Genomic DNA, 19,566 nt, shown 5'->3' with positions numbered 1-19,566 from the left:
AAATAAAAACACAACAGGATTGGAACCTTGAATCTTAAACGTTGGACCATCGCCGGCACGGCGATACTGGTAGTGGCTGGCGTAGCCCCCTGGGGCGTGGGCTATCTGACTGAGCAACATTGGCTGAATGCGACCGAGGAAGTCAACAATGCCCAGCCATTCCTGCGCATGGAAACCGATCGGTACCGGCGCGGTGTGATGAGCTCCGAAGTGTCTGGCACAGCCACCTTTCTGGACCCGGCCACGGGCGAGAGTAACCGCATAGATTTTGAGGTTCAGGTTTCTCACGGCATTACTGGCAGCCACTTGAATTTCAGACCTACGGAAGGCTGGCAGCCGGAGGGGGCGGGCTGGTTCCCCAACGACGAACCAAAACTGACACTGGAAACCCGGGTTTGGGGTTCCGCCACGCTGGAATTGCAGGCCCCTGCTATCGAGATAAGCGAGCCACACGGTGGTGGTGTTTTGCGCAGCAGCGGTGGTCTGGCACGGATTGATATTGGCCGTTTGGGTGAAAAAGCCGACATGCTGATGGTCTGGCCGGCGGTGGTGCTGTCCGGGCCGGAGATGAACGTCACCATTGAAAACGTGCACATGGAGCAGAGCCTTGCCTGGTTGTCCGGTGATATCTGGACCGGCGCCGGCGCGGTCACGATTGATGCCTTGACCATGCAGGGTCCTCAGGTGCCGCCCATGGCGTTTAACGGTATCGCGCTGAGCAGTCATAGCGAGGCAGACCGAAAAGGCGAGCGACTGGATTCCTCGATTGCCCTGGCGCTGGACTCCGTTGTCTTTGATGACGGTACCTTCGGCCCGCACCGGATTGAGTTCGCTGTAGATGGTCTTGATGTTGCCAGCTGGAATGAGTTCAGTTCGGTGATGACCGACATGCAGCTGATGGCGGCGCAGGCCGGTCAATCCCCGCAGGCGGCGTTCGAGCAGCAGATGGCCCTGATGCAGCGGTTTAACGATTCGGTTCGCGGGCTCGCGGCCGCCGGATTTTCCGCCGGCATCCGGGAGTTGAGCCTGGATACGCCGGAAGGAGCCGTACAGGGTAGCCTGGAGCTGTCCCATCCGGAGTTGTCGGAGAGTGAGCGGGCCAACATGCTGATGGTGATGCAGGGGTTAACCGGGGCGCTGGACTTCCGTATGCCGTTGGCCCTGGCTGAGAACTATCCGGCCGTGCGCATGCAGGTGGCACCCTTGATCAAACAGGGGTTGCTGGTGGATGCCGGCGGCCAACTGGTCATGACTGGCCGCCTGCAGGATCTGGTTCTGGATATTAATGGCATCGAGATTCCGATGCCGCCACTGCTTTAATCCCTTCTTGATGGCCCCAGCTGTTGGTTAATAATGGCTGGGGTCTGTCTTATCTCTTCAGGATTTGCTGAACTTCTCTCTCAGAGCCTCGGCGACGGTTGGGTCAACAAACTCGGAAATGTCACCACCCAGGGAAGCAATTTCCCGGATCAGGGTGGAGGAGATGTACGACAGGTGGTTGGCCGGTGTCAGGAACACGCTTTCCACTTCCGGGGCCAGGCGCCGGTTCATGTCGGCAAGCTGGAATTCGTATTCGAAGTCTGAGACTGCGCGCAGGCCCCGCAGGATGACGGTGGCGTTTTGTTCCCTGACGAAGTCGGCCAGCAGGTTGCTGAAGCCGGTGACGGTGACGTTGGGGAGGTGTGCGGTGGCTTTGCGGACCAGGTCGCAGCGCTCTTCTAGGTTGAGCAGGGGCTGTTTCTTCGGGTTGTAGGCGACGGCGACGACGATTTCGTCGAACATGCGACCGGCGCGTTCAATGAGGTCGGTGTGGCCGTTGGTGATGGGGTCGAAGGTGCCTGGGTAGATGACTTTGGGCATGCACAGCTCCTTTTGTTGATGGGCCGTAGGATAGCAGGAACCTTTGGCGGGCTGTAGTCCGGGGCTTCTGATGAAGGCTGCTCTTTGCTGGAGTAGGTCGCACGAGCCGGGGGTTGGCTTTCGGGAGACGCTACGAGCACTTCCCTGTGCGCTTCTTTCGGGCCGTCCATGGCCCTCAAGACTCCCGAAAGCCAACCCCCGGCCCGCGTTCTTCTGCTATCTGCATGCCTCCCCGGAATCTCTGGGAGGTTCTCTCGTTCTCACCGTATTCAGGAGCGAAGACTAGCCTTGCTGTCTTAACTTCTGTGCCAACCGGTTACTGTTCCTTGCCGCCAATGCATACACCGACAACTGCGGATTCGCACCGATGCTGGTGGGGAAGATGGACGCGTCGTGGATGCTCAGGTTGGCTACCTGGTGGTGTTCGCCGAATCCGTTGACCACGGAGTTTTTCGAGTCGGCACCCATGCCGCAGCCGCCCATCTGGTGGGCGGTGAACAGGCGGGCGCGGTGGGGTTTCATGGGGAGTTGGTTGATGGCGTCTTTGGCCTGGGTCCAGCTGGTGTACCAGCCGGAGTCCAGGTGCACGGCCTGGACGGCTTCGGCGCCGGCGGCGAACTGGATTTCGGCCATGTCCAGGTAGGCCTGGCGAATGCCTTGCCAGAGGTAGTCTGTGATGGGGTAGTCCAGTACCGGGCTGCCGTCGTCCCGCAGGCTGACGGTGCCGCCGGGGCTGTCTTCGTGGAAGCCGTCGCGCAGCAGGGCGATGACGGATTGCATCCAGGGCAGTTGGCCGAGGTTGTCTCTCTGTTCCTGGCCGTGGCCGGGGACGACGCCGGCGGCCATGGCCGGGTGTAGCGGCGGCACTTCCAGTTTGTAGCCTACCGGGCCGTCGACGCCGTGTTTGAAGTTGAATTCGTCGGAGTAGATCGACTGCGGCGCGCCGTAGAAGGGATCAACTTTGGCGGGCATGCGGGCGACGGTGGCGTTGACCGGGTGAATGAATGAGCGTTTGCCGACGCGCTTGTAGGGGTCCGGCAGTTCTGAACGCAGCAGCAACCCGGGGGAGCCGATGGCGCTGGCGGCGACTACGAAGTGGCGGGCTTTGAGGGTGACGGTGACGCCGGATGGCGTGACACCGTTCGGGCCCATGGCGCTGGCCTGCAGGTGGTCGATGCGGTCCTGGTTCATCACCAGCCGGTCGGCGCGCAGTCCGTGGAACAGTTGGGCGTTGTTGTCCAGGGCGCCAGGGATGGTGGTCATCAGCGCGCCCTGTTTGGCGTTGGTGGGGCAACCGACGCCGCAGTAGCCCAGGTTCCAGCAGCCTTTGACGTTCCGGGGGATCACCTGCCAGGAGTAGCCGAGCTTTTCACAGCCTTGCTTGAGGATGTCGTTGTTCAGGTTTGGTGGTGTTACCCATGGCGCCATGGTGTGGCGTTCTTCCCGGCCCTGGAACCACGGGGCCATGGTGTCCGGGGCCAGGTCGCTCAAGCCCAGGTTCTGGCTCCAGTAATTGAGGGTTTCGTCTGGCGTGCGGAAACTGCTGGTCCAGTTCACTGTCGTCGAACCGCCCACGCAGCGGCCCTGCAGAATGGCGATGGCGCCGTCGGCGGTGACCCGGCTCATGCCTTCCTGATACAGGCTGGCATAGGACGTCAGCTCATCCATCTTGAAGTCTTTCTGGTAATACAGCCGGCCTTCTTCCACCAGAATCACCGACAGCCCCTGCCGGGCCAGAATCTCCGCCGTGGTGCCGCCACCGGCACCGGTGCCGATGACCACCACATCCGCTTCCACGGTTTGATCGGTGGTCAGTTTGCTGGCGTCAGTCACATTCCAGCCAGACGCCAGGCCCCGGGCGATAGGATCGTTCATGGACATACTGCTCTCCGTAATCTGCGATGGGGGTCAGGCGCTGTGGAACTGGGGCAGGGCATCAATCGCCCAGGCGGGCGGCCCCGGGTAGCCGGACAGGTGCCAGTGGTCATCGTGACCATAAAACGCCACATTACTGATCTTGGTCAGGGCAATGTAGCCGTTGTTCAGCAGGCCAATGCGGCTATCCCGCCACCGGGTCAGAAACGCCTCGGCACTCTCGGTACTGACCGACGGCCAGTCCGACCACACCCGCGCCAGGGTTATCCGGGTGGGCGCGAAATTCAGCAGATCAAACAGCTTGCGCAGCTCCTTCTGGTTCGCCGGCCCAAACATCACAATGCCCTGATCAATCCGCTCGATGGTCCCGGCAATCGCATGTTGCCGCTGATTCGGCTCCTCCGGCAGCGCACCGGCAAACATCGCCGGCAACAGCGCCTCAAACAGGGCAATATCATCCCGGCTCAAAAACTCGAACTGGTAACTGGCGTCCATCCGGGAATCAACGGCACTCACCCGCCCGGCGGGGGCGGTAGCACAGCCCGTGAGGCCGGCGGTCATACTGACGGTGCTCAGGAACATGGCGCCGCCGAGGCCGGTTTTCAGGAAACTGCGTCGGCTAAGTTCCGGCTGATGGTCTGGGTGGTATTCCGGGGAGGGTTTGGTCATTGTAGAGGCTTCTTTCGACGTTGTTGTTATAAGGCGGCAGGCACTTTGCCGGTGGCTGGGGTGTGGTGCGTCTTTCCAAGACTGTGCAAAACATGGATGTTTTGCTCAAGCCTACATGGAAGTATTCACGGCGTGTCTTGGAAAGACGCACCACACTCCAGCCCTGCACCAAGCAATCAGGCTTCAGCGAATAAACAGCTTATAAACCATCCGATGGGCAGCCGTTCCGTGCGGCGCATAAACAAACTTGCCGCTGTTGAACTTCTGCTTGGTAAAAATCGCCCGATGATGGGAGAAGGTCAGGAACCCTTCCTTGCCATGGTAATGGCCCATACCGGAATCACCGATACCCCCAAACGGCAGATCATCCTGCGCCACATGCATCAACGCATCGTTGATACACATACCGCCAGACAGCGTGTTATCCACCACAAACTGCTGATGCGACCTGTCATAGCCAAAGAAATACAGCGCCAGCGGACGCGGACGATCATTGATGTAATGCACGGCTTCCTCCAGACCGCCGTAACTCACCACCGGCAGAATCGGCCCGAAAATCTCATCCTGCATCACCTTCATATCTGGCGTGGTTTTCAATACCAGCGTCAGCGGAATCTTTCGGGTGCCGTCCTTCATGTTCTCATTGGCGGGATTGATCTCCACCAACTCGGCACCCTTGGCCCGGGCGTCCTCAAGATAGCTCTGCAGGCGATCGTACTGGCGCTCGTTGATGATCGCTGTGAAGTCATCGTTATCCCGCAGGCTCGGATACATCTCGGCAAACTTCGCGCGGAACTCGTCCACAAACCCCTGAACCCGATCCGCCGGGCACAGAACGTAATCCGGTGCCACACAGGTCTGGCCCGCGTTAAATGCCTTACCGAAAGCAATTCGCTGGGCCGCATCTTCCATCGGCACATCCGGAGACACAATCGCAGGCGACTTGCCGCCCAGTTCCAGGGTCACCGGCGTCAGGTTTTCTGCGGCCGCGCGCATCACCAGTTTGCCTACCGAAGTGGAACCGGTGAACAGCAGGTGATCAAAGGGGCGCTGGGAGAAATCAGCGGCCACGTCCGCCTCGCCGGTAATCACCGACACCAGGTCCTCCGGGAACATGGATTCAATGATTTCCTTGAACAGTGCGGAGGTGTGCGGGGTGAATTCCGACATCTTGATCATGGTGCGGTTGCCGGCGGCCAGAGACGCCACCAGAGGGCCGACTGCCAGGTATAGCGGATAGTTCCAGGGCACGATTACACCGACCACACCCTTTGGCTGGTAATGCACCTTGTTGCTGGCGGGCTGGAACAGGACCGAAACGTGCCGCTTGGACGGCTTCATCCACTCGTTCAGGTGCTTAAGGGTGTAGTTGATGCCCTGGATGGATGGCATGACCTCGGCAATCAGGGTTTCATCTTTGGAGCGGCAGCTGAAGTCCCTGTCAATGGCCTCTACCAGGCGGTCCTGGTGGCTTAGCAAGGCACGCTTGAGCCGTTTCAGATTCTCCTTGCGTTCGGTCAGAGACGGCATCGGGTTGTTCCGGAACGCCTTCTTCTGGTCCTCAAACACGCGATGGGTGTGCTGAATCTGCTTTTTGCTCTCAGTGAGCTGGACGACAGTGGCTCCCATGTTTCTCTCCCCATTGGCTGCAGGTCGATACCCTGAGCCTGTTGTTTTTGGTTGGCTAAAATCTGGACGATTTGCACTTGAGGCTATTATTAGAGTATATACTCTAGGCAGTCAAGAAATGACGGTTGGCTCATCGGGCCATCCGTGATGCAGATAACAACAATCACTGGCGGGACGATGAAAACCAGAGACAAGATTCTGCTATCCAGTCTGGAGCTGTTTAACGAGCGGGGCGAAAGGAACATCACCACCAATCACATTGCCGCGCACCTGGCGATTTCTCCGGGCAACCTGTATTACCACTTCCGGAACAAGTCCGACATCATCTACGAGATCTTCCAGGAGTATGAAAAACTGGTGGATTACTACCTCGATATTCCTGAGGATCGGCTGCTGACGCTTGACGACCTGACCTTTTATCTGGAATCGGTGTTTGATGGCTTGTGGAGTTACCGCTTCTTTCACCGGGACCTGGAATACCTGCTGGACAGCGATACCAGGCTGCGCCAGGACTACCGGGAATTCACCAATCGCTGTCTTGCTGCCATCAACCGGATCTTCGGTAAGCTGGCGGAGGCAGGTATCATCGAGCCGCAGCCGGAGGATTTGCGTTCGGCCATGTCGCTCAACGTCTGGCTGGTCATCACCAACTGGATGGCTTTTCTGAAGACCGCCCACGCCAGTGACGAGCCTGCCAGTCTCACCCTGACCGAACTCAAGCAGGGTATTTATCAGGTGTTGACTCTGGAGTTGCCTTATCTGACCCCGGATTATCGCGAGCAGGTGCTGGCGTTACGTGAAAAGTATCGGCCAACGCTGCCGGAAAATCCGGAGCATAACGGTGAGTCCTCGCGGGCTGAAACCGGGGTTTCTGTTGGGGCTGGTTAAAAATTGAACTTTTTTCCGCGATCGCGTTCAAAGGTAGTGACGTGGGAAACCGGACATTTCCTGCGTCTCCTGAGTGAGTTCTCAGGTACGTCGCAAACCCTGACGTTTCACCGGCCTGTCTGATGGCAGGCCGGTTTTTTCATCAGGGGGTTTCCGATTCCGGCGCCTCCAGCCAGTCTGTCAATGCTTCCCGGCATTCATCCACGCCTCGTTTTGAGGTGGCGGAAAACATAATCAGGTGTACAACGCACGCAAAGGGTTTCAGTTTTTGGGCAATGCCCAGCATGGCCGTTTTCGCTTGCCCGAATTTCAGCTTGTCGGCTTTGGTGGCAAGAATCATCAACGGCAGGTTGTTATGCTCGCACCATTCCACCATCATTTGGTCGAAGTCGGTGAGTGGGTGCCGGATATCCATCACCAGCACCAGGCCTCGCAGGCAGCGGCGATCATTCAGGTAATGCCCCAGATGCTGTTGCCAGTCGTCTTTCATGTCCCGGGAGACCTTGGCGTAGCCGTAACCGGGCAGGTCGACCAGGCGCATGTTTTCTTTATTGAGTGTAAAAAAGTTTATCAGCCGGGTGCGGCCGGGTGTTTTACTGGTCCGGGCCAGTTTGCCGTTGGCAGTAATGGCGTTCAGCGCGCTGGACTTGCCGGCATTGGAACGCCCGGCGAAGGCAACTTCGGCGCCGATGTCTGGCGGGCACTCGTCCAATTTGGACGCGCTGATCAGAAAACGGGCACTGTTGAACGAAACGCTTTTTTGAGTCAGATCAGGGTCCACGATGGTTGGTATTCCTTTGGATTTCAGTTATCGGCGATTAATGTATAATGCTACACCAATTTCCGGCGGGACGCTGCGCGTTGCCGCTGTCAGCCCCGGTGAAAAGCCAGACAGATTGGCGCCTGCCGGCTGCACAACGAAGAATACTTTCAAGATGCAAAGATGAGAGAAGCGGAGCGAGCATGAAAAGACTGATCGCAGGAGTTGTTCTCGGAGTTGGCCTGACGGCAATGGCTCACGGGGCAGGAGATCCGGCAGCGGGTGAACAGAACGCAGCGGTATGTGCCAGCTGTCACGGCCAGGGCGGCGCAAAGCCGATCATGGCGGTGTATCCGAAGTTGTCCGGGTTGGGCGAGAAATATCTGTATCGCCAGCTGGTCGATATTAAAACCGGAGATCGTCCGATTCCGGAAATGACCGGGCTGTTGAATAACATGTCTGACCAGGATCTGTGGGATCTGGCTGCCTACTACAACGATCAGGAGATGGTTGTTGGTCAGGCAGATCCAGATCTGGTTGAGCGTGGCCAGGCGCTGTTCCGTGGCGGTAACATGGCCTCCGGCGTTGCCGCATGTGCCGGTTGTCATAGTCCGAACGGTGCTGGCAACGAGCCGGCTGGCTACCCCCGCCTGGGCGGCCAGACCGCCGAGTACGTAGAGAAGCAGCTGAAAGCTTACCGCGACGGCGAGCGTGCAGGCACCACCAACGCCAACATCATGGTGGACGTGGCTACCCGTCTGACTGATGCCGAGATCAAGGCCTTGGCAAACTACGTTTCCGGCCTGAACTGAGTCCGGCTTGACGTAGTGAGTTGTAAAAACCCCGCCAAGGCGGGGTTTTTGCTGCTTACCTTTCCGTAACCATTCCCTTCTGGCCAGCAGTGGAACTTTCCCGGTTTGCTGGGTCATAATCGTTGGCACATCAGAACATCGAACTCGGAGATTCCCGATGATAAGAACACTAGGCACAGTTGTTGTTTTCGCGCTGTCTATGGCGGTCGGTGCTGTTGCGCAGGCTCAGTCATGGGTTGAAGGCACGCATTACCGCACATTGGATAATCCCGTTCGCACCGCATCCGATGACGGCGTCGAGGTTGCTGAAGTGTTCTGGTACGGCTGTCCGCATTGCTATACCTTCAAACCACTGATCGAGTCCTGGGCTGATCAGGCTCCCGATTACGTGAACGTCGTGAAGTTGCCAGCTGCACTTGGGCAGAGCTGGGAGCCGCACGCTTATGCCTTTTATGCGTTAGAGGCCATGGGCGAGCTGGACAAGGTGCATGACGCCCTGTTTACCGCGCTGGCTGGTGAACGTCGCCCCCTGAATTCCCCCGAAGCCCTGGCGGATTTTGTTAGCGGCTACGGCGTTGATGCCGAGGAGTTCCTTAACAACTATCGCAGCTTCGGTGTCCGTGCACGAGTCCAGCAGGCCCAGTCCAAGATTCGCGGCGCGCGCATCACCGGTACACCGACTATGCTGGTAAATGGCAAGTACGTGGTCAGCGCCTCCATGGCAGGTGGTCATGAGGCCGTGTTGTCTGTGGTTGACTACCTGGTCGAGCAGGAACGTGCTGCGGCAGAGTGAGCCGCCGTTATTGAGGGGCGCGTTCAGGTTCAGCGTGGGAATCCCCTGTTATGTATAAGCGTCTGCGCAATCAGATTAATGGCATTCTTCGGGGTCCGGAAGGTCCCCGGGGGGCCTGTTCTGGTAGCGAGCATGTGCCTGAGTTTGAGGCCCATCGTCATATCCGGCTGCTCACCTTCAATATCCAGGTGGGCATCAATACCTCGTCTTACCATCACTACCTGACCCGCAGCTGGCAGCACTTTCTGCCTCATCGTCGCCGCATCGAGAATCTCGACCGTATTGCCACCCTGTTGCGGCAGTACGACGTGGTGGCGTTGCAGGAATGCGACGGTGGCAGTTTGCGCAGTGGCTATATCAATCAGGTTCAGTATCTGGCAGAAGCCGCCGGTATTCCCTACTGGTATCAGCAATTAAACCGCAATCTTGGTCAGATCGCGCAGCACAGCAACGGTCTGTTGAGTCGATATCGGCCTCTGGATGTCACTGAGCACAAACTGCCCGGCCTGATTCCCGGCCGTGGAGCTATCATTGCCCGGTATGGTTCGGAAGATGATCCGCTCATACTGGTACAAATGCACCTGTCCCTCAGTAAGGCGGCACAGCAGCGGCAACTGGGTTACGTGCGGGATCTCATTGCCGACTACCGGCACGTAGTCCTGATGGGGGATATGAATGCCCATTCCGAGCAGCTGCTGACCCAAACGCCCCTGAAAGAGACGGATCTGATACCCCTGCCGGGCACGGCTCACAGCTTCCCCAGTTGGCGGCCCGAAAAGGCCCTGGACCACATTATGGTCAGTCCTTCCCTGGAAATCCGACGTGCCGAGGTGATTAGTTATCCGGTATCGGATCATTTGCCCATCGCCATGGATGTGGCCTTGCCGAAGGGGTATCTGGAAACCTTTTAAGGCCTGCGAGACCCTTTCGGTGCAGGGGTGTTTTGCTCAGGTATAAAAAAACCCGGCTCGTTGGCCGGGTTTTTTTGTGGAGGCAGGATCAATTACTTGATCTTGGCTTCCTTGTACGCAACGTGCTTGCGGACAACCGGATCGTACTTTTTGATCTCGATTTTTTCCGGAGTGTTACGCTTGTTCTTTTTGGTCGTGTAGAAGTGACCAGTGCCTGCTGATGAAACCAGCTTGATTTTCTCGCGCATGATGCGGCTCCTTAAACTTTCTCGCCGCGGGCACGAAGATCGGCCAGCACAGCGTCAATGCCTTTTTTGTCGATGATGCGCATGCCCTTGGTGGATACGCGCAGCTTCACGAAACGCTTCTCGGTCTCAACCCAGAAACGGTGGTTCTGCAGATTCGGCAGAAAACGACGACGAGTGTGGTTCATCGCGTGGGATACATTGTTACCGGTAACCGGACGCTTACCGGTAACCTGACAAACTCTGGACATACTTGCCTCCGACCTGAGCAATGGTCTATCAATACGAATTCGTTTTTTAATGCGTCTCTGGTTGCTCCGGAGCAATAACTGCCACCGGTTCGCGCCTCTAAACTGAACGCTGCTCGCCAGACGCCGCCAGAAAGGGACGCTTTTATACCAGAACTGGCCGACCAACGCAAAAAATTGTTGGGAATTTGGCCAGTTTTCCGGAAGTGACCCTGCTGCAGCTACATCAACCCTCGTTCAGCCAGGGATATTACCTCACCGTGGCCGATAACCATATGGTCAAGAACCCTGATATCCACCAGTCCGAGCGCTTCTTTCAGTCTGCGGGTCAGGGAAATGTCCGCCTGGCTGGGCTCTGCAACGCCAGAGGGGTGATTGTGGGCAAAGATGACGGCGGCGGCGTTGTCTTCGAGGGCCTGGCGAACCACTTCCCGGGGATACACGGCAGCACCGTCAATGGTGCCGCGAAACAGCTCCCGATACTGGATAACCCGGTGGCGGTTATCCAGAAACAGGCCGGCGAACACTTCGTGGGGGTAAGTGCCCAGCCGGCTGGTGAGAAAGCGGCGGGTGTCGGCTGGTGAGCGCAGCGGATCTCCCTGGCGCAGTGGTTCGTCCATCACCCGGCGGGCCATCTCCATGGCGGCCTGAACCTGGGCGTATTTGGCCGTGCCCAGGCCTTTGACCTCACAGAACTGCCTGCGGGAGGCAGTCATCAAGCCCCGCAGGCCGGAAAATTCAGAGATCAGATGGCGGGCCAGGTCCATCACCGGCATGCCAGTGGTGCCGGTGCGCAGGAAAATGGCCAGGAGTTCGGCGTCAGACAGGGCTTCCGGGCCGTGGGTCAAAAGGCGCTCACGGGGCCGTTCATCGGTTGGCCAGGCAGGGTTGGTCATGTTGTGCTTCCTTGCGTGTCAGATTGTGATGCATCTTGCATCGGTTCTCATAATTACAAAGGTTACTCCAAAAAGTAACATTTGGTAAACGAACGGGTGCTCTTGCAGGCTGCCTGCCGGGCCCGGGCGTGCTATCTTATAACCCTTTCATTTTACGGGATTACGGAGCCCTTCATGGCTGCCAAAAGAATTCTGCTGGGAATCACCGGTGGCATTGCTGCCTATAAAAGTGCCGAACTGGTCCGGCTGCTCAAGAAAGCGGGCCTTGAAGTGCGGGTGGTGATGACCCGGGGTGCCGAGGCATTTGTGACGCCGCTGACGTTTCAGGCCCTCAGCGGCGAGCCGGTGCGTACATCGCTGCTGGACCCGGAGGCCGAGGCCGGCATGGGGCATATTGAACTGGCCAAATGGGCCGATCAGGTGGTGGTGGCGCCCGCGTCTGCGGATTTTCTGGCCCGTCTGGCCCAGGGCATGGCGGATGACCTGCTGACCACGGTTTGTTGTGCCACTGAGGCGCCCATTGCGGTGGCCCCCGCGATGAATCAGGCCATGTGGAAAAATTTCCGGACCCAAAGAAACATGTCCCTGCTGGCGGAAGACCCGCAGGTCACCGTCTGGGGGCCGGATCAGGGCGAGCAGGCCTGCGGTGATACAGGTCCTGGCCGGATGCTGGAGCCGGACGCCCTTGCCAGTCGGATTCTTGTTGGCGGAACCGGGGCCGGTGTCGGAGCGCTGGCGGGAAAACGGGTGGTGATCACCGCTGGCCCCACCCGTGAACCCATTGATCCGGTGCGTTATATCTCCAACCACAGCTCCGGCAAAATGGGTTATGCCCTGGCTCGGGCGGCAGCAGATGCGGGTGCCCAGGTGGTACTGGTGAGTGGCCCGGTTAACCTGCCGGTGCCGGATGGCGTGGCAGTCCGACCGGTGATGACGGCACAAGACATGTTGCAGGAAGCCGAGCGGGTAGTGGCGGAGGGCTGCGACATTTTTATCGCCACAGCGGCGGTGGCTGATTACCGGCCTGCGGCCTGTGCCGGCGACAAGATCAAGAAAACGGACGAAACGATGACACTGTCGCTGGTGCGCAATCCGGATACGCTGGCGACCATTGCCGCCCGCAAGAATCCTCCGTTTACCGTGGGCTTCGCCGCGGAAACCACAGATGTCGCCCGCTATGCCCACGATAAAATGCAACGCAAGAAGCTCCATATGATCGTGGCCAACGACGTGTCCGTCCCGGGGCTGGGCTTTAACAGCGATCAGAACGCCGTCACGGTATTCTGGCCGAGCGGGGAGCAGGCGATTGGCCCGGACAGCAAGCAGGCCATCGCAGACACATTGGTGGCGTTGATCGCCGAACACAGCAACAAGGTCGGGAACTCATGACGCAAAAGAAACTGCAGGTACGAATCCTGGACGATCGAATTGGCACCGACATACCGTTTCCGGAGTATGCAACGCCGGGCTCGGCCGGCCTGGATCTGCGTGCTTGCCTGAATGCGCCATTAACGGTCGAGCCGGGCGAGACACACCTGATTCCGACCGGGCTATCCGTGCACATTGCCGACCCGTCGCTGGCGGCAATGATCCTGCCGCGCAGCGGTCTTGGCCACAAGCACGGCATCGTACTGGGCAACCTGGTGGGGTTAATCGATTCCGATTACCAGGGTGAATTGATGGTGTCATGCTGGAACCGGGGCCAAACCGCGTTCACCATCGCCATCGGTGAGCGTATTGCCCAGCTGGTTCTGGTGCCGGTTGTACAGGCAGACTTTGAAGTGGTGTCTGAATTCGGCGCCAGTACCCGCGGCGAGGGCGGGTTTGGTTCAACCGGAACGCACTGAGTCGGTTACTGGAGGCTGGCAGCGTTTATGCCGGTCGGCGTCTATACTTTGCTGGTAACTGATTGTCCGGGACGTAAAAATTATTGCGGGAAGCACTATGAAACTCGGTAAAAAGAAAATCAAAGAGCCGTCGGTGGATGACAATCCCGAAAAGAAGCCGGGAAAGAAAAACAAGCGAAAAACAGAATCTTCAGGGTCTGGCCTCAAACGACTCAACACCGTTGCACTCAATCAGTCGCTGGTGGTGGTTCTGGCCGGCGTGGTTGCGGTGGCTCTGCTTCATTTCCTGGTCATTGTGCCCGCCGGTGAGCGTAGTTACCAGCAGGCCCGGGTGGTTGAGGCTGACGGCGCCCAACAGAGGCTGAACCAGTATTTTAGCGCCCAGCAGGAACAAGTGCGTGCCCTGGCCAATCAGCGCTATGTGAGCAATCAGCTTGCCGAACAAGGTGACCGGGACGAGCTGGCGCGCCAGCTGCAGGCGGCGTTACCGGGAGCCCAGGCGGTTTTTGTCTTCCGTTACCGCGATATTCCCCGCACCGGCACCAGCGACAGCCTGCTCGGGTTTGCCGGCCTGGAGCTGGCCCGGCGGGCAGAGAACGGGCAGTCACTATTGCCGGACGCCTTTCCCCGTAACGATCAGTGGTATCTTCAGTACGCCGCGCCAGTTCGACATCCGGTCAGCAACGCAGTGCAGGGCAGTGTGCTGGTGGTTTACGGCGCGGATCAGCTCCAGCCGCTTCTAACCGTTGGCAACCGCCAGTTGGGAGGCCAGTTGTCGCTGGTGCAGGCGGCATCGGGTTCCCAGCGTACCGTGGTCAGCACCGGCCGGGGGGCGGGCCCTTCTGAAACCAGAACCCTGTCGAATCCGGACTGGTCGGTGGTGTTCCAGCCGGCCCGGGCGCCAGAGGCGCCGGTCAATACCATCGTGGCCGCCGTTCTGGTCGGCATTCCGGCACTGGTGGCCGCGATTGTTGTCTGGGTGTTGTTGGGCGGCGCCCAGCGAGGCATTCGCCAGGATGTGACGGCCCTGATCCAGTGGTCGCACAAGGTGTTTGGCGGCGAGCGGGTGAAACTGCCGACCTTCCGTTGGGATATGGTGGCGTCGACTGGTGAGGTGCTGTTCCGCCTGTCGCAGATGGTTGATAAACGGCTGGCGAAAGCCGCCGAGAGCGCAAAACCGCAGCCATCGCCAGCCGGTGCCAGAAAACCCGCCTCCGGTGAAGAGGAACCCCTGTTCCAGGACAAGGACATGCTCGACATCGATATGCTCGATGGCGACGAGGATGTGCTTGGTTTTGGCAGTGGCGATGACGCCCTGTTCGATGAGGATATCCCCGAGGTGGTGGAAGCCGAGCTGCCGTCGGTCGAGGTTGCCCCTGAGATCTTCAGGGCCTATGACATCCGGGGCATTGTTGGCGAGACCCTGTCGCCCGAAGTGGTGAGTGTGATTGGCCGTGCTATTGGTTCCGAGGCTGCGGCTCGCGGTGTGACCTCGATCTGCATTGGTTACGATGGTCGCCATTCCAGCCCGGACCTGGCCGATGCGCTGGCCAGTGGCATCATGGCTACCGGCTGTAATGTGATCCATGTGGGGGCGGTGCCCACGCCGGTACTCTATTTTGCCACACACCAGTTGCAGACTGGCTCCGGCGTGATGGTGACCGGTAGCCACAATCCCGCCAACTATAACGGCTTGAAGATCATGCTCGGCGGCGAAACCTTGTCTGGCGAGGCCATTCAGAAACTTTACCAGCGTATTCAGACCGCCGACTTCACCTCTGGTCAGGGCGCCCAGTCCCGGGAAGATGTGCGCCGGGCCTATCTGGACCGGATTGTCGGTGACATCGCCGTGGCTGCCCCGCTCAAAGTCGTGGTGGATGCCGGCAATGGTATCGCGGGCGAACTCGGCCCCATGCTGATCGAGGAACTTGGCTGTGAGGTAACCCCGCTGTATTGCGAGGTGGATGGCGACTTCCCCAATCACCACCCGGACCCCGGCAAGCCAGCCAATCTGCAGGATCTGATCGCCAAAGTGCAGGAAACCGGCGCCGATATCGGCTTGGCCTTCGACGGTGACGGCGACCGCCTGGGCGTGGTGACCAACACTGGCAAGATCATCTGGCCAGACCGGTTACTGATGCTGTTCGCCCGGGATGTGGTGTCCCGTAACCCGGGCGCGGACGTACTGTACGATGTGAAATGCAGCCGCCGCCTGGCGGGCGTGATTTCCGAAGCTGGCGGCCGGCCCATCATGTGGAAATCCGGCCACTCCCTGATGAAAGCGAAAATGAAAGAAAGCGGTGCCCTGTTGGCTGGTGAAATGAGCGGCCACGTGTTCTTTGGTGAGCGTTGGTACGGTTTCGATGACGGCCTGTATTCGGCAGCCCGGTTGCTGGAAATCCTGGGTATTGAGGATCGTCACAGTGACGATGTCTTTGCCGATTTCCCTGAGGATATCAGCACGCCTGAGCTGAATGTCGAGGTGACGGAAAGCGAGAAGTTCGCGATCATTGAGCGCCTCGGTGAACTGGGTGAATTTGGTGACGGCAACATCAGTACCATCGACGGCATTCGGGTAGATTATACCGATGGCTGGGGGCTGTGCCGGGCATCCAACACCACGCCGGTTCTGGTACTCAGGTTCGAAGCTGAAACCGACGAGGCGCTTGAACGAATCAAAGCCGTCTTCCGCGAACAATTACAGAAGGCCGCACCCGACCTGGTTGCGGACTTCTGACAAGACACATTCTCTGACAGTAAGGAATGCACATCACCATGGCGCTGGATCGTGAAACAGCAATGCAGGTGGCCTCGGTACTGAGCCGGGGCCTGCCCTATATCCAAAGATTTACTGGCAAGACCGTTGTGATCAAATACGGCGGTAATGCCATGGAAAACGAAGAGCTCAAAAGCAGCTTTGCCCGGGACGTGGTGCTGATGAAACTGGTGGGTATCAACCCCATCGTGGTTCACGGCGGCGGCCCCCAGATTGGCGAGCTGCTGGAGCGTTTGAACATCAAATCCCGCTTTGTGAACGGCATGCGCGTGACCGATGCTGAAACCATGGATGTGGTGGAAATGGTGCTGGGTGGCCAGGTAAACAAGGAAATTGTATCCCTGATCAACGCCCAGGGAGGCACCGCCGTGGGCCTGACCGGTAAAGACGCCAACCTGATTCGTGCCCGCAAGCTGGAGGTGGTTGACCGTTCACCGGAACTGGAACGACCGGAGATCATCGACATTGGCCACGTGGGCGAGGTTGCCAGTGTTAATGTCGACGTGATCGACATGCTCACCCGCAGCAACGTGATTCCGGTGATCGCCCCGATCGGTGTGGGCCCGGATGGCGCCTCCTACAACATCAACGCCGACCTGGTGGCCGGCAAGGTGGCGGAAGCCATGAAGGCGGAAAAGCTGATTCTGCTGACCAATGTCTCCGGCCTGAAGAGCAAGGACGACAAGGTCTTGACCGGCCTGACCGCCCAGCAGGTCAACGATCTGATTGATGATGGCACCATCCACGGGGGCATGCTGCCGAAGATTCGCTGCGCGCTCAGTGCGGTGGAAAACGGCGTGCGCACCTCCCACATCATTGATGGCCGTGTTGCCCATGCCTGTCTGCTGGAAATCTTTACCGACGAAGGCGTTGGTACCCTGATTTCCCGGAACTAAACAACCTGACCCGGGAGCAACCGGATGAAGCGCCTGTTGTCATTTCTGATCACGTTGGGAATCGTGGCTTTTGTCGGTTTCAAGGCCGGCGTCTGGTGGCTGACGGATCAGCGCATGGCACAAGCGCGGTCGGAGCTTTCCAGCTATGGTGTGCTGGAGCGAGGCCAGATTGGTTCCGCTCTGGATGGGCGGGTGACCCTGAGGCAATCCCGCTGGGAAGATTTCCGATTGACCCAGCCGTTGCAGCTGGGTCTGATTGAGTTTGATGCCGGTTCCCCGGTGACCCTGCTGACCACCCTGGCCAACCCGTCACCGCTGCCGGCAACCTGGTCGCTGGCGGCAGAGCAGGCCAGCATGGCTCTGGAGCCTACCATGTTCCGGAACTGGCTGACCGCCGGTACCGAGACACAATCGCGGCTGCCGCCGCTGGTGTCACTGGCCTGTGCACCTGATCCCCGGCAGCAGTTGGGCAGTGGCGACCTGATGCGCATGGGCATTTCCGCTATTCGCGGTGATGTGCACCTGAAGCAGAGCCCTGAGGGGGTCCGGTTGGAGATCAACAGTGCAGAAACCGGCAGCCTGGAAGCGGAATGGTCGGGCGCCCGGGTTCATCTCTCCGGCCTGGCGGCCACCCTGGAGAGCAGTGCTGAACCGGTTCGTATCACCTTTCGGGACGCTGGCCTGATGCGCCGCCTGTCGGCGTACTGTGCCCGGGAAACCGGGCAGGACGTGAACCAATGGGCCCGCAACGCCGTCTCTGTGATGGAGGCAGGTCTGCAAGCCCGCGGTTACGATGGCAGCGATCAGTTACTGGCGCTCTATCGACAGTGGCTGATGGAAGGTGGCGAGTTGCAATTTGCCATTCAGCCCGGCGCTGGAACTTATGGAATACCGGTACGCTCCGAATCGGTGCCCGAAGCGGCCTGGCCCGTTGACTATAACGGTGCCGGGGTTCCCGACATCTACCTGACCGAAATGGAGGCCCCGGAGCCACAGCTGCCCCTGGAAGCTCTGGAACCTGTGATCCCCCGGGAGGAGCCCGGTGTTCAGCAATGGTACCCTGCGGACCTGGACGGGGCGCAGAGCTGGCTGGGGCGGCAGGTGAGGGTAACGCTGTCTAACGGCAATCAGGTAGAAGGCCGCCTGGTCAGCGTGGGTGAGCGTGAGCTGGAAGTGTCACGCACCGTTGCTGGCGGCGAAGTGGCCTATCCGATACTGATCCGTGCGATCACCCAATTCGATGTCTGGCGGCGGGGCAGGGCAGACTGAGATCAACAGCCGGGAGGCTACCATGGCGCACAGCACTGACAAGTTACAGACCGTACCGGGCATCCGGGACATGCTGACCCGGTTGATTTCGTTGCCCTCCATCAGCAGCGCATCACCGGACTGGGACCACAGCAACGAAGCGGTGGTGAGAACCCTGGCCGAATGGCTGGAGCCTATGGGGTTTGCGGTGGAAATCCTGGAAGTGCCAGGTATGCCGGGTAAATACAACCTGATTGCCACCCTGGGCAGCGGTCCGGGCGGGTTGGTGCTGTCTGGCCACACCGATACCGTTCCGTTCGATGACAAGCGCTGGCAAAGTGATCCGTTCACGCTGACCGAAAAGGACAATCGCTGGTACGGCCTGGGCACCTGCGATATGAAAGGCTTCTTTCCACTCGCCATTGAAGCGGCCAAAGCCTTTGTTGACCAGACGCTTCAGCAACCGCTGATTATCCTGGCCACAGCGGACGAAGAAAGCTCCATGAACGGCGCCCGGGCCCTGGCCGAGGCCGGCAAACCGAAGGCCCGGTATGCGGTGATCGGCGAGCCGACCAATCTCAAGCCGGTTCGGATGCACAAGGGCATCATGATGGAGCGGCTGCGGTTTGATGGTCAATCCGGCCATTCCTCCAACCCGGACCTCGGCCGTAATGCCCTGGAGGGCATGCACGAGGCCCTGGGGGAACTGCTGAGCCTGCGCTCTGAATGGCGGGAAAAATACCGAAACCCCAACTTCAAGGTACAGGTACCGACGCTGAATCTGGGCTGCATTCACGGGGGTGACAACCCGAACCGAATCTGCGCCCAGTGCGAACTCCACTTCGATTTGCGACCGTTGCCCGGGATGAACATGGAAACCCTGCGCCAGGCGATCCTCAACCGGATGCAGCCCCTGGCCGAGCGCCGGCAGTTGAATCTGACTTTCGAGCCCTTGTTCGACGGCGTACCGCCGTTCGAAACGCCGGCCGACGCGGCCCTGGTCAAGGCCTGTGAAGCGCTGACCGGCCATACCGCCCATGCGGTTGCCTTCGCCACCGAGGCGCCCTGGTTGCAGAAGCTGGGCCTGGAAACCCTGGTGATGGGGCCTGGTTCCATCGACCAGGCCCATCAGCCGGATGAGTTTCTCGAGATGTCGCAATTACAACCAACCGTGGATATTCTGCGCGGGCTGATCAAGCAGTTTTGTCTGTGA

At 59.1% G+C, this 19,566-nt stretch carries 19 protein-coding genes; 11 read left to right on the top strand and 8 right to left on the bottom strand.

Going from position 1 to position 19,566, the window contains the following annotated elements; genetic code table 11:
• The first annotated feature begins 27 nt into the window (after positions 1 to 27).
• Positions 28 to 1,320, top strand: coding sequence for a DUF945 family protein (locus RVM24_RS14755; RefSeq protein WP_374787499.1), 1,293 nt, complete (start codon positions 28 to 30; stop codon positions 1,318 to 1,320).
• A 57-nt stretch (positions 1,321 to 1,377) separates the two neighbouring features.
• Here the strand turns inward: RVM24_RS14755 and coaD are convergent, their stop codons facing one another.
• The 4 genes from coaD to RVM24_RS14735 form a co-directional block, all read right to left on the bottom strand.
• Complete coding sequence (gene coaD, locus RVM24_RS14750) at positions 1,378 to 1,860, bottom strand: pantetheine-phosphate adenylyltransferase (protein WP_431474276.1); 483 nt, start codon at positions 1,858 to 1,860, stop codon at positions 1,378 to 1,380.
• 282 nt (positions 1,861 to 2,142) lie between these two features.
• Positions 2,143 to 3,741, bottom strand: coding sequence for a GMC family oxidoreductase N-terminal domain-containing protein (locus RVM24_RS14745; protein WP_431474275.1), 1,599 nt, complete (start codon positions 3,739 to 3,741; stop codon positions 2,143 to 2,145).
• A gap of 27 nt (positions 3,742 to 3,768) precedes the next feature.
• Positions 3,769 to 4,404: a hypothetical protein gene (locus RVM24_RS14740; RefSeq protein WP_374787501.1), complete on the bottom strand. Its 636-nt coding sequence runs from the start codon at positions 4,402 to 4,404 to the stop codon at positions 3,769 to 3,771.
• 183 nt (positions 4,405 to 4,587) lie between these two features.
• Positions 4,588 to 6,033 (bottom strand): coniferyl aldehyde dehydrogenase, encoded by a 1,446-nt coding sequence (locus RVM24_RS14735; protein ID WP_374787502.1) that lies wholly within the window; start codon positions 6,031 to 6,033, stop codon positions 4,588 to 4,590.
• A 177-nt stretch (positions 6,034 to 6,210) separates the two neighbouring features.
• Between RVM24_RS14735 and RVM24_RS14730 the strand changes: the two genes are divergently transcribed.
• Positions 6,211 to 6,921, top strand: coding sequence for a TetR/AcrR family transcriptional regulator (locus RVM24_RS14730; RefSeq protein WP_374787503.1), 711 nt, complete (start codon positions 6,211 to 6,213; stop codon positions 6,919 to 6,921).
• Positions 6,922 to 7,063: 142 nt separating this feature from the next.
• Here RVM24_RS14730 and yihA read toward each other — a convergent pair whose 3' ends face one another.
• Complete coding sequence (gene yihA / locus RVM24_RS14725; protein ID WP_374787504.1) at positions 7,064 to 7,702, bottom strand: ribosome biogenesis GTP-binding protein YihA/YsxC; 639 nt, start codon at positions 7,700 to 7,702, stop codon at positions 7,064 to 7,066.
• A 182-nt stretch (positions 7,703 to 7,884) separates the two neighbouring features.
• Here yihA and RVM24_RS14720 point away from each other — a divergent pair, with 182 nt between their 5' ends.
• The 3 genes from RVM24_RS14720 to RVM24_RS14710 all read left to right on the top strand — a co-directional run bounded on the left by RVM24_RS14720 (position 7,885) and on the right by RVM24_RS14710 (position 10,197).
• The gene (locus RVM24_RS14720) at positions 7,885 to 8,493 is read left to right on the top strand and encodes a c-type cytochrome (protein WP_374787505.1); all 609 of its coding nucleotides are present in this window, start codon (positions 7,885 to 7,887) and stop codon (positions 8,491 to 8,493) included.
• Between the two features lie 157 nt (positions 8,494 to 8,650).
• Positions 8,651 to 9,286: a thiol:disulfide interchange protein DsbA/DsbL gene (locus tag RVM24_RS14715; protein WP_374787506.1), complete on the top strand. Its 636-nt coding sequence runs from the start codon at positions 8,651 to 8,653 to the stop codon at positions 9,284 to 9,286.
• Between the two features lie 50 nt (positions 9,287 to 9,336).
• Entirely contained in the window at positions 9,337 to 10,197 is an 861-nt protein-coding gene (locus RVM24_RS14710) for an endonuclease/exonuclease/phosphatase family protein (RefSeq protein ID WP_374787507.1), read from the top strand.
• Between the two features lie 92 nt (positions 10,198 to 10,289).
• Here the strand turns inward: RVM24_RS14710 and rpmG are convergent, their stop codons facing one another.
• The 3 genes from rpmG to radC form a co-directional block, all read right to left on the bottom strand.
• Entirely contained in the window at positions 10,290 to 10,445 is a 156-nt protein-coding gene (gene rpmG, locus RVM24_RS14705; RefSeq protein WP_008173465.1) for a 50S ribosomal protein L33, read from the bottom strand.
• 11 nt (positions 10,446 to 10,456) lie between these two features.
• Entirely contained in the window at positions 10,457 to 10,693 is a 237-nt protein-coding gene (gene rpmB / locus RVM24_RS14700; protein ID WP_058091504.1) for a 50S ribosomal protein L28, read from the bottom strand.
• A gap of 218 nt (positions 10,694 to 10,911) precedes the next feature.
• A complete protein-coding gene (gene radC / locus RVM24_RS14695) occupies positions 10,912 to 11,586 on the bottom strand; it encodes a RadC family protein (RefSeq protein ID WP_431474274.1) in 675 nt (224 codons plus the stop codon).
• Positions 11,587 to 11,760: 174 nt separating this feature from the next.
• Between radC and coaBC the strand changes: the two genes are divergently transcribed.
• The 6 genes from coaBC to argE all read left to right on the top strand — a co-directional run bounded on the left by coaBC (position 11,761) and on the right by argE (position 19,566).
• On the top strand, positions 11,761 to 12,975 hold the full coding sequence (coaBC, locus tag RVM24_RS14690) for a bifunctional phosphopantothenoylcysteine decarboxylase/phosphopantothenate--cysteine ligase CoaBC (protein WP_374787509.1): 1,215 nt from the start codon (positions 11,761 to 11,763) through the stop codon (positions 12,973 to 12,975).
• A complete protein-coding gene (gene dut, locus RVM24_RS14685) occupies positions 12,972 to 13,433 on the top strand; it encodes a dUTP diphosphatase (protein WP_058091501.1) in 462 nt (153 codons plus the stop codon). The genes coaBC and dut overlap by 4 nt, the downstream gene beginning before the upstream one ends.
• Before the next feature lie 97 nt (positions 13,434 to 13,530).
• Positions 13,531 to 16,170 (top strand): phosphomannomutase/phosphoglucomutase, encoded by a 2,640-nt coding sequence (locus RVM24_RS14680; RefSeq protein ID WP_431474273.1) that lies wholly within the window; start codon positions 13,531 to 13,533, stop codon positions 16,168 to 16,170.
• A gap of 38 nt (positions 16,171 to 16,208) precedes the next feature.
• On the top strand, positions 16,209 to 17,105 hold the full coding sequence (gene argB / locus RVM24_RS14675; protein WP_374787511.1) for an acetylglutamate kinase: 897 nt from the start codon (positions 16,209 to 16,211) through the stop codon (positions 17,103 to 17,105).
• Positions 17,106 to 17,129: 24 nt separating this feature from the next.
• Entirely contained in the window at positions 17,130 to 18,374 is a 1,245-nt protein-coding gene (locus RVM24_RS14670) for an acetylornithine deacetylase (protein ID WP_374787512.1), read from the top strand.
• 22 nt (positions 18,375 to 18,396) lie between these two features.
• A complete protein-coding gene (argE, locus tag RVM24_RS14665) occupies positions 18,397 to 19,566 on the top strand; it encodes an acetylornithine deacetylase (protein WP_374787513.1) in 1,170 nt (389 codons plus the stop codon).

This window comes from Marinobacter sp. KM021 (assembly GCF_050707965.1).
GTDB classification, from domain to species: domain Bacteria; phylum Pseudomonadota; class Gammaproteobacteria; order Pseudomonadales; family Oleiphilaceae; genus Marinobacter; species Marinobacter shengliensis.
The sequence above is the reverse complement of the archived record's forward strand: the minus strand, read 5'-3'. Positions and strand labels throughout refer to the sequence as shown.

Coding starts and splice junctions, on each gene's coding strand:
- rpmB (WP_058091504.1), bottom strand. CDS start 10,693: ATGTCCAGAGTTTGTCAGGTTACCGGTAAGCGTCCGGTTACCGGTAAC.
- RVM24_RS14680 (WP_431474273.1), top strand. CDS start 13,531: ATGAAACTCGGTAAAAAGAAAATCAAAGAGCCGTCGGTGGATGACAAT.
- argE (WP_374787513.1), top strand. CDS start 18,397: ATGGCGCACAGCACTGACAAGTTACAGACCGTACCGGGCATCCGGGAC.
- coaD (WP_431474276.1), bottom strand. CDS start 1,860: ATGCCCAAAGTCATCTACCCAGGCACCTTCGACCCCATCACCAACGGC.
- RVM24_RS14745 (WP_431474275.1), bottom strand. CDS start 3,741: ATGTCCATGAACGATCCTATCGCCCGGGGCCTGGCGTCTGGCTGGAAT.
- RVM24_RS14720 (WP_374787505.1), top strand. CDS start 7,885: ATGAAAAGACTGATCGCAGGAGTTGTTCTCGGAGTTGGCCTGACGGCA.
- radC (WP_431474274.1), bottom strand. CDS start 11,586: ATGACCAACCCTGCCTGGCCAACCGATGAACGGCCCCGTGAGCGCCTT.
- RVM24_RS14740 (WP_374787501.1), bottom strand. CDS start 4,404: ATGACCAAACCCTCCCCGGAATACCACCCAGACCATCAGCCGGAACTT.
- coaBC (WP_374787509.1), top strand. CDS start 11,761: ATGGCTGCCAAAAGAATTCTGCTGGGAATCACCGGTGGCATTGCTGCC.
- RVM24_RS14735 (WP_374787502.1), bottom strand. CDS start 6,033: ATGGGAGCCACTGTCGTCCAGCTCACTGAGAGCAAAAAGCAGATTCAG.
- rpmG (WP_008173465.1), bottom strand. CDS start 10,445: ATGCGCGAGAAAATCAAGCTGGTTTCATCAGCAGGCACTGGTCACTTC.
- RVM24_RS14670 (WP_374787512.1), top strand. CDS start 17,130: ATGAAGCGCCTGTTGTCATTTCTGATCACGTTGGGAATCGTGGCTTTT.
- RVM24_RS14715 (WP_374787506.1), top strand. CDS start 8,651: ATGATAAGAACACTAGGCACAGTTGTTGTTTTCGCGCTGTCTATGGCG.
- RVM24_RS14710 (WP_374787507.1), top strand. CDS start 9,337: ATGTATAAGCGTCTGCGCAATCAGATTAATGGCATTCTTCGGGGTCCG.
- dut (WP_058091501.1), top strand. CDS start 12,972: ATGACGCAAAAGAAACTGCAGGTACGAATCCTGGACGATCGAATTGGC.
- argB (WP_374787511.1), top strand. CDS start 16,209: ATGGCGCTGGATCGTGAAACAGCAATGCAGGTGGCCTCGGTACTGAGC.
- RVM24_RS14730 (WP_374787503.1), top strand. CDS start 6,211: ATGAAAACCAGAGACAAGATTCTGCTATCCAGTCTGGAGCTGTTTAAC.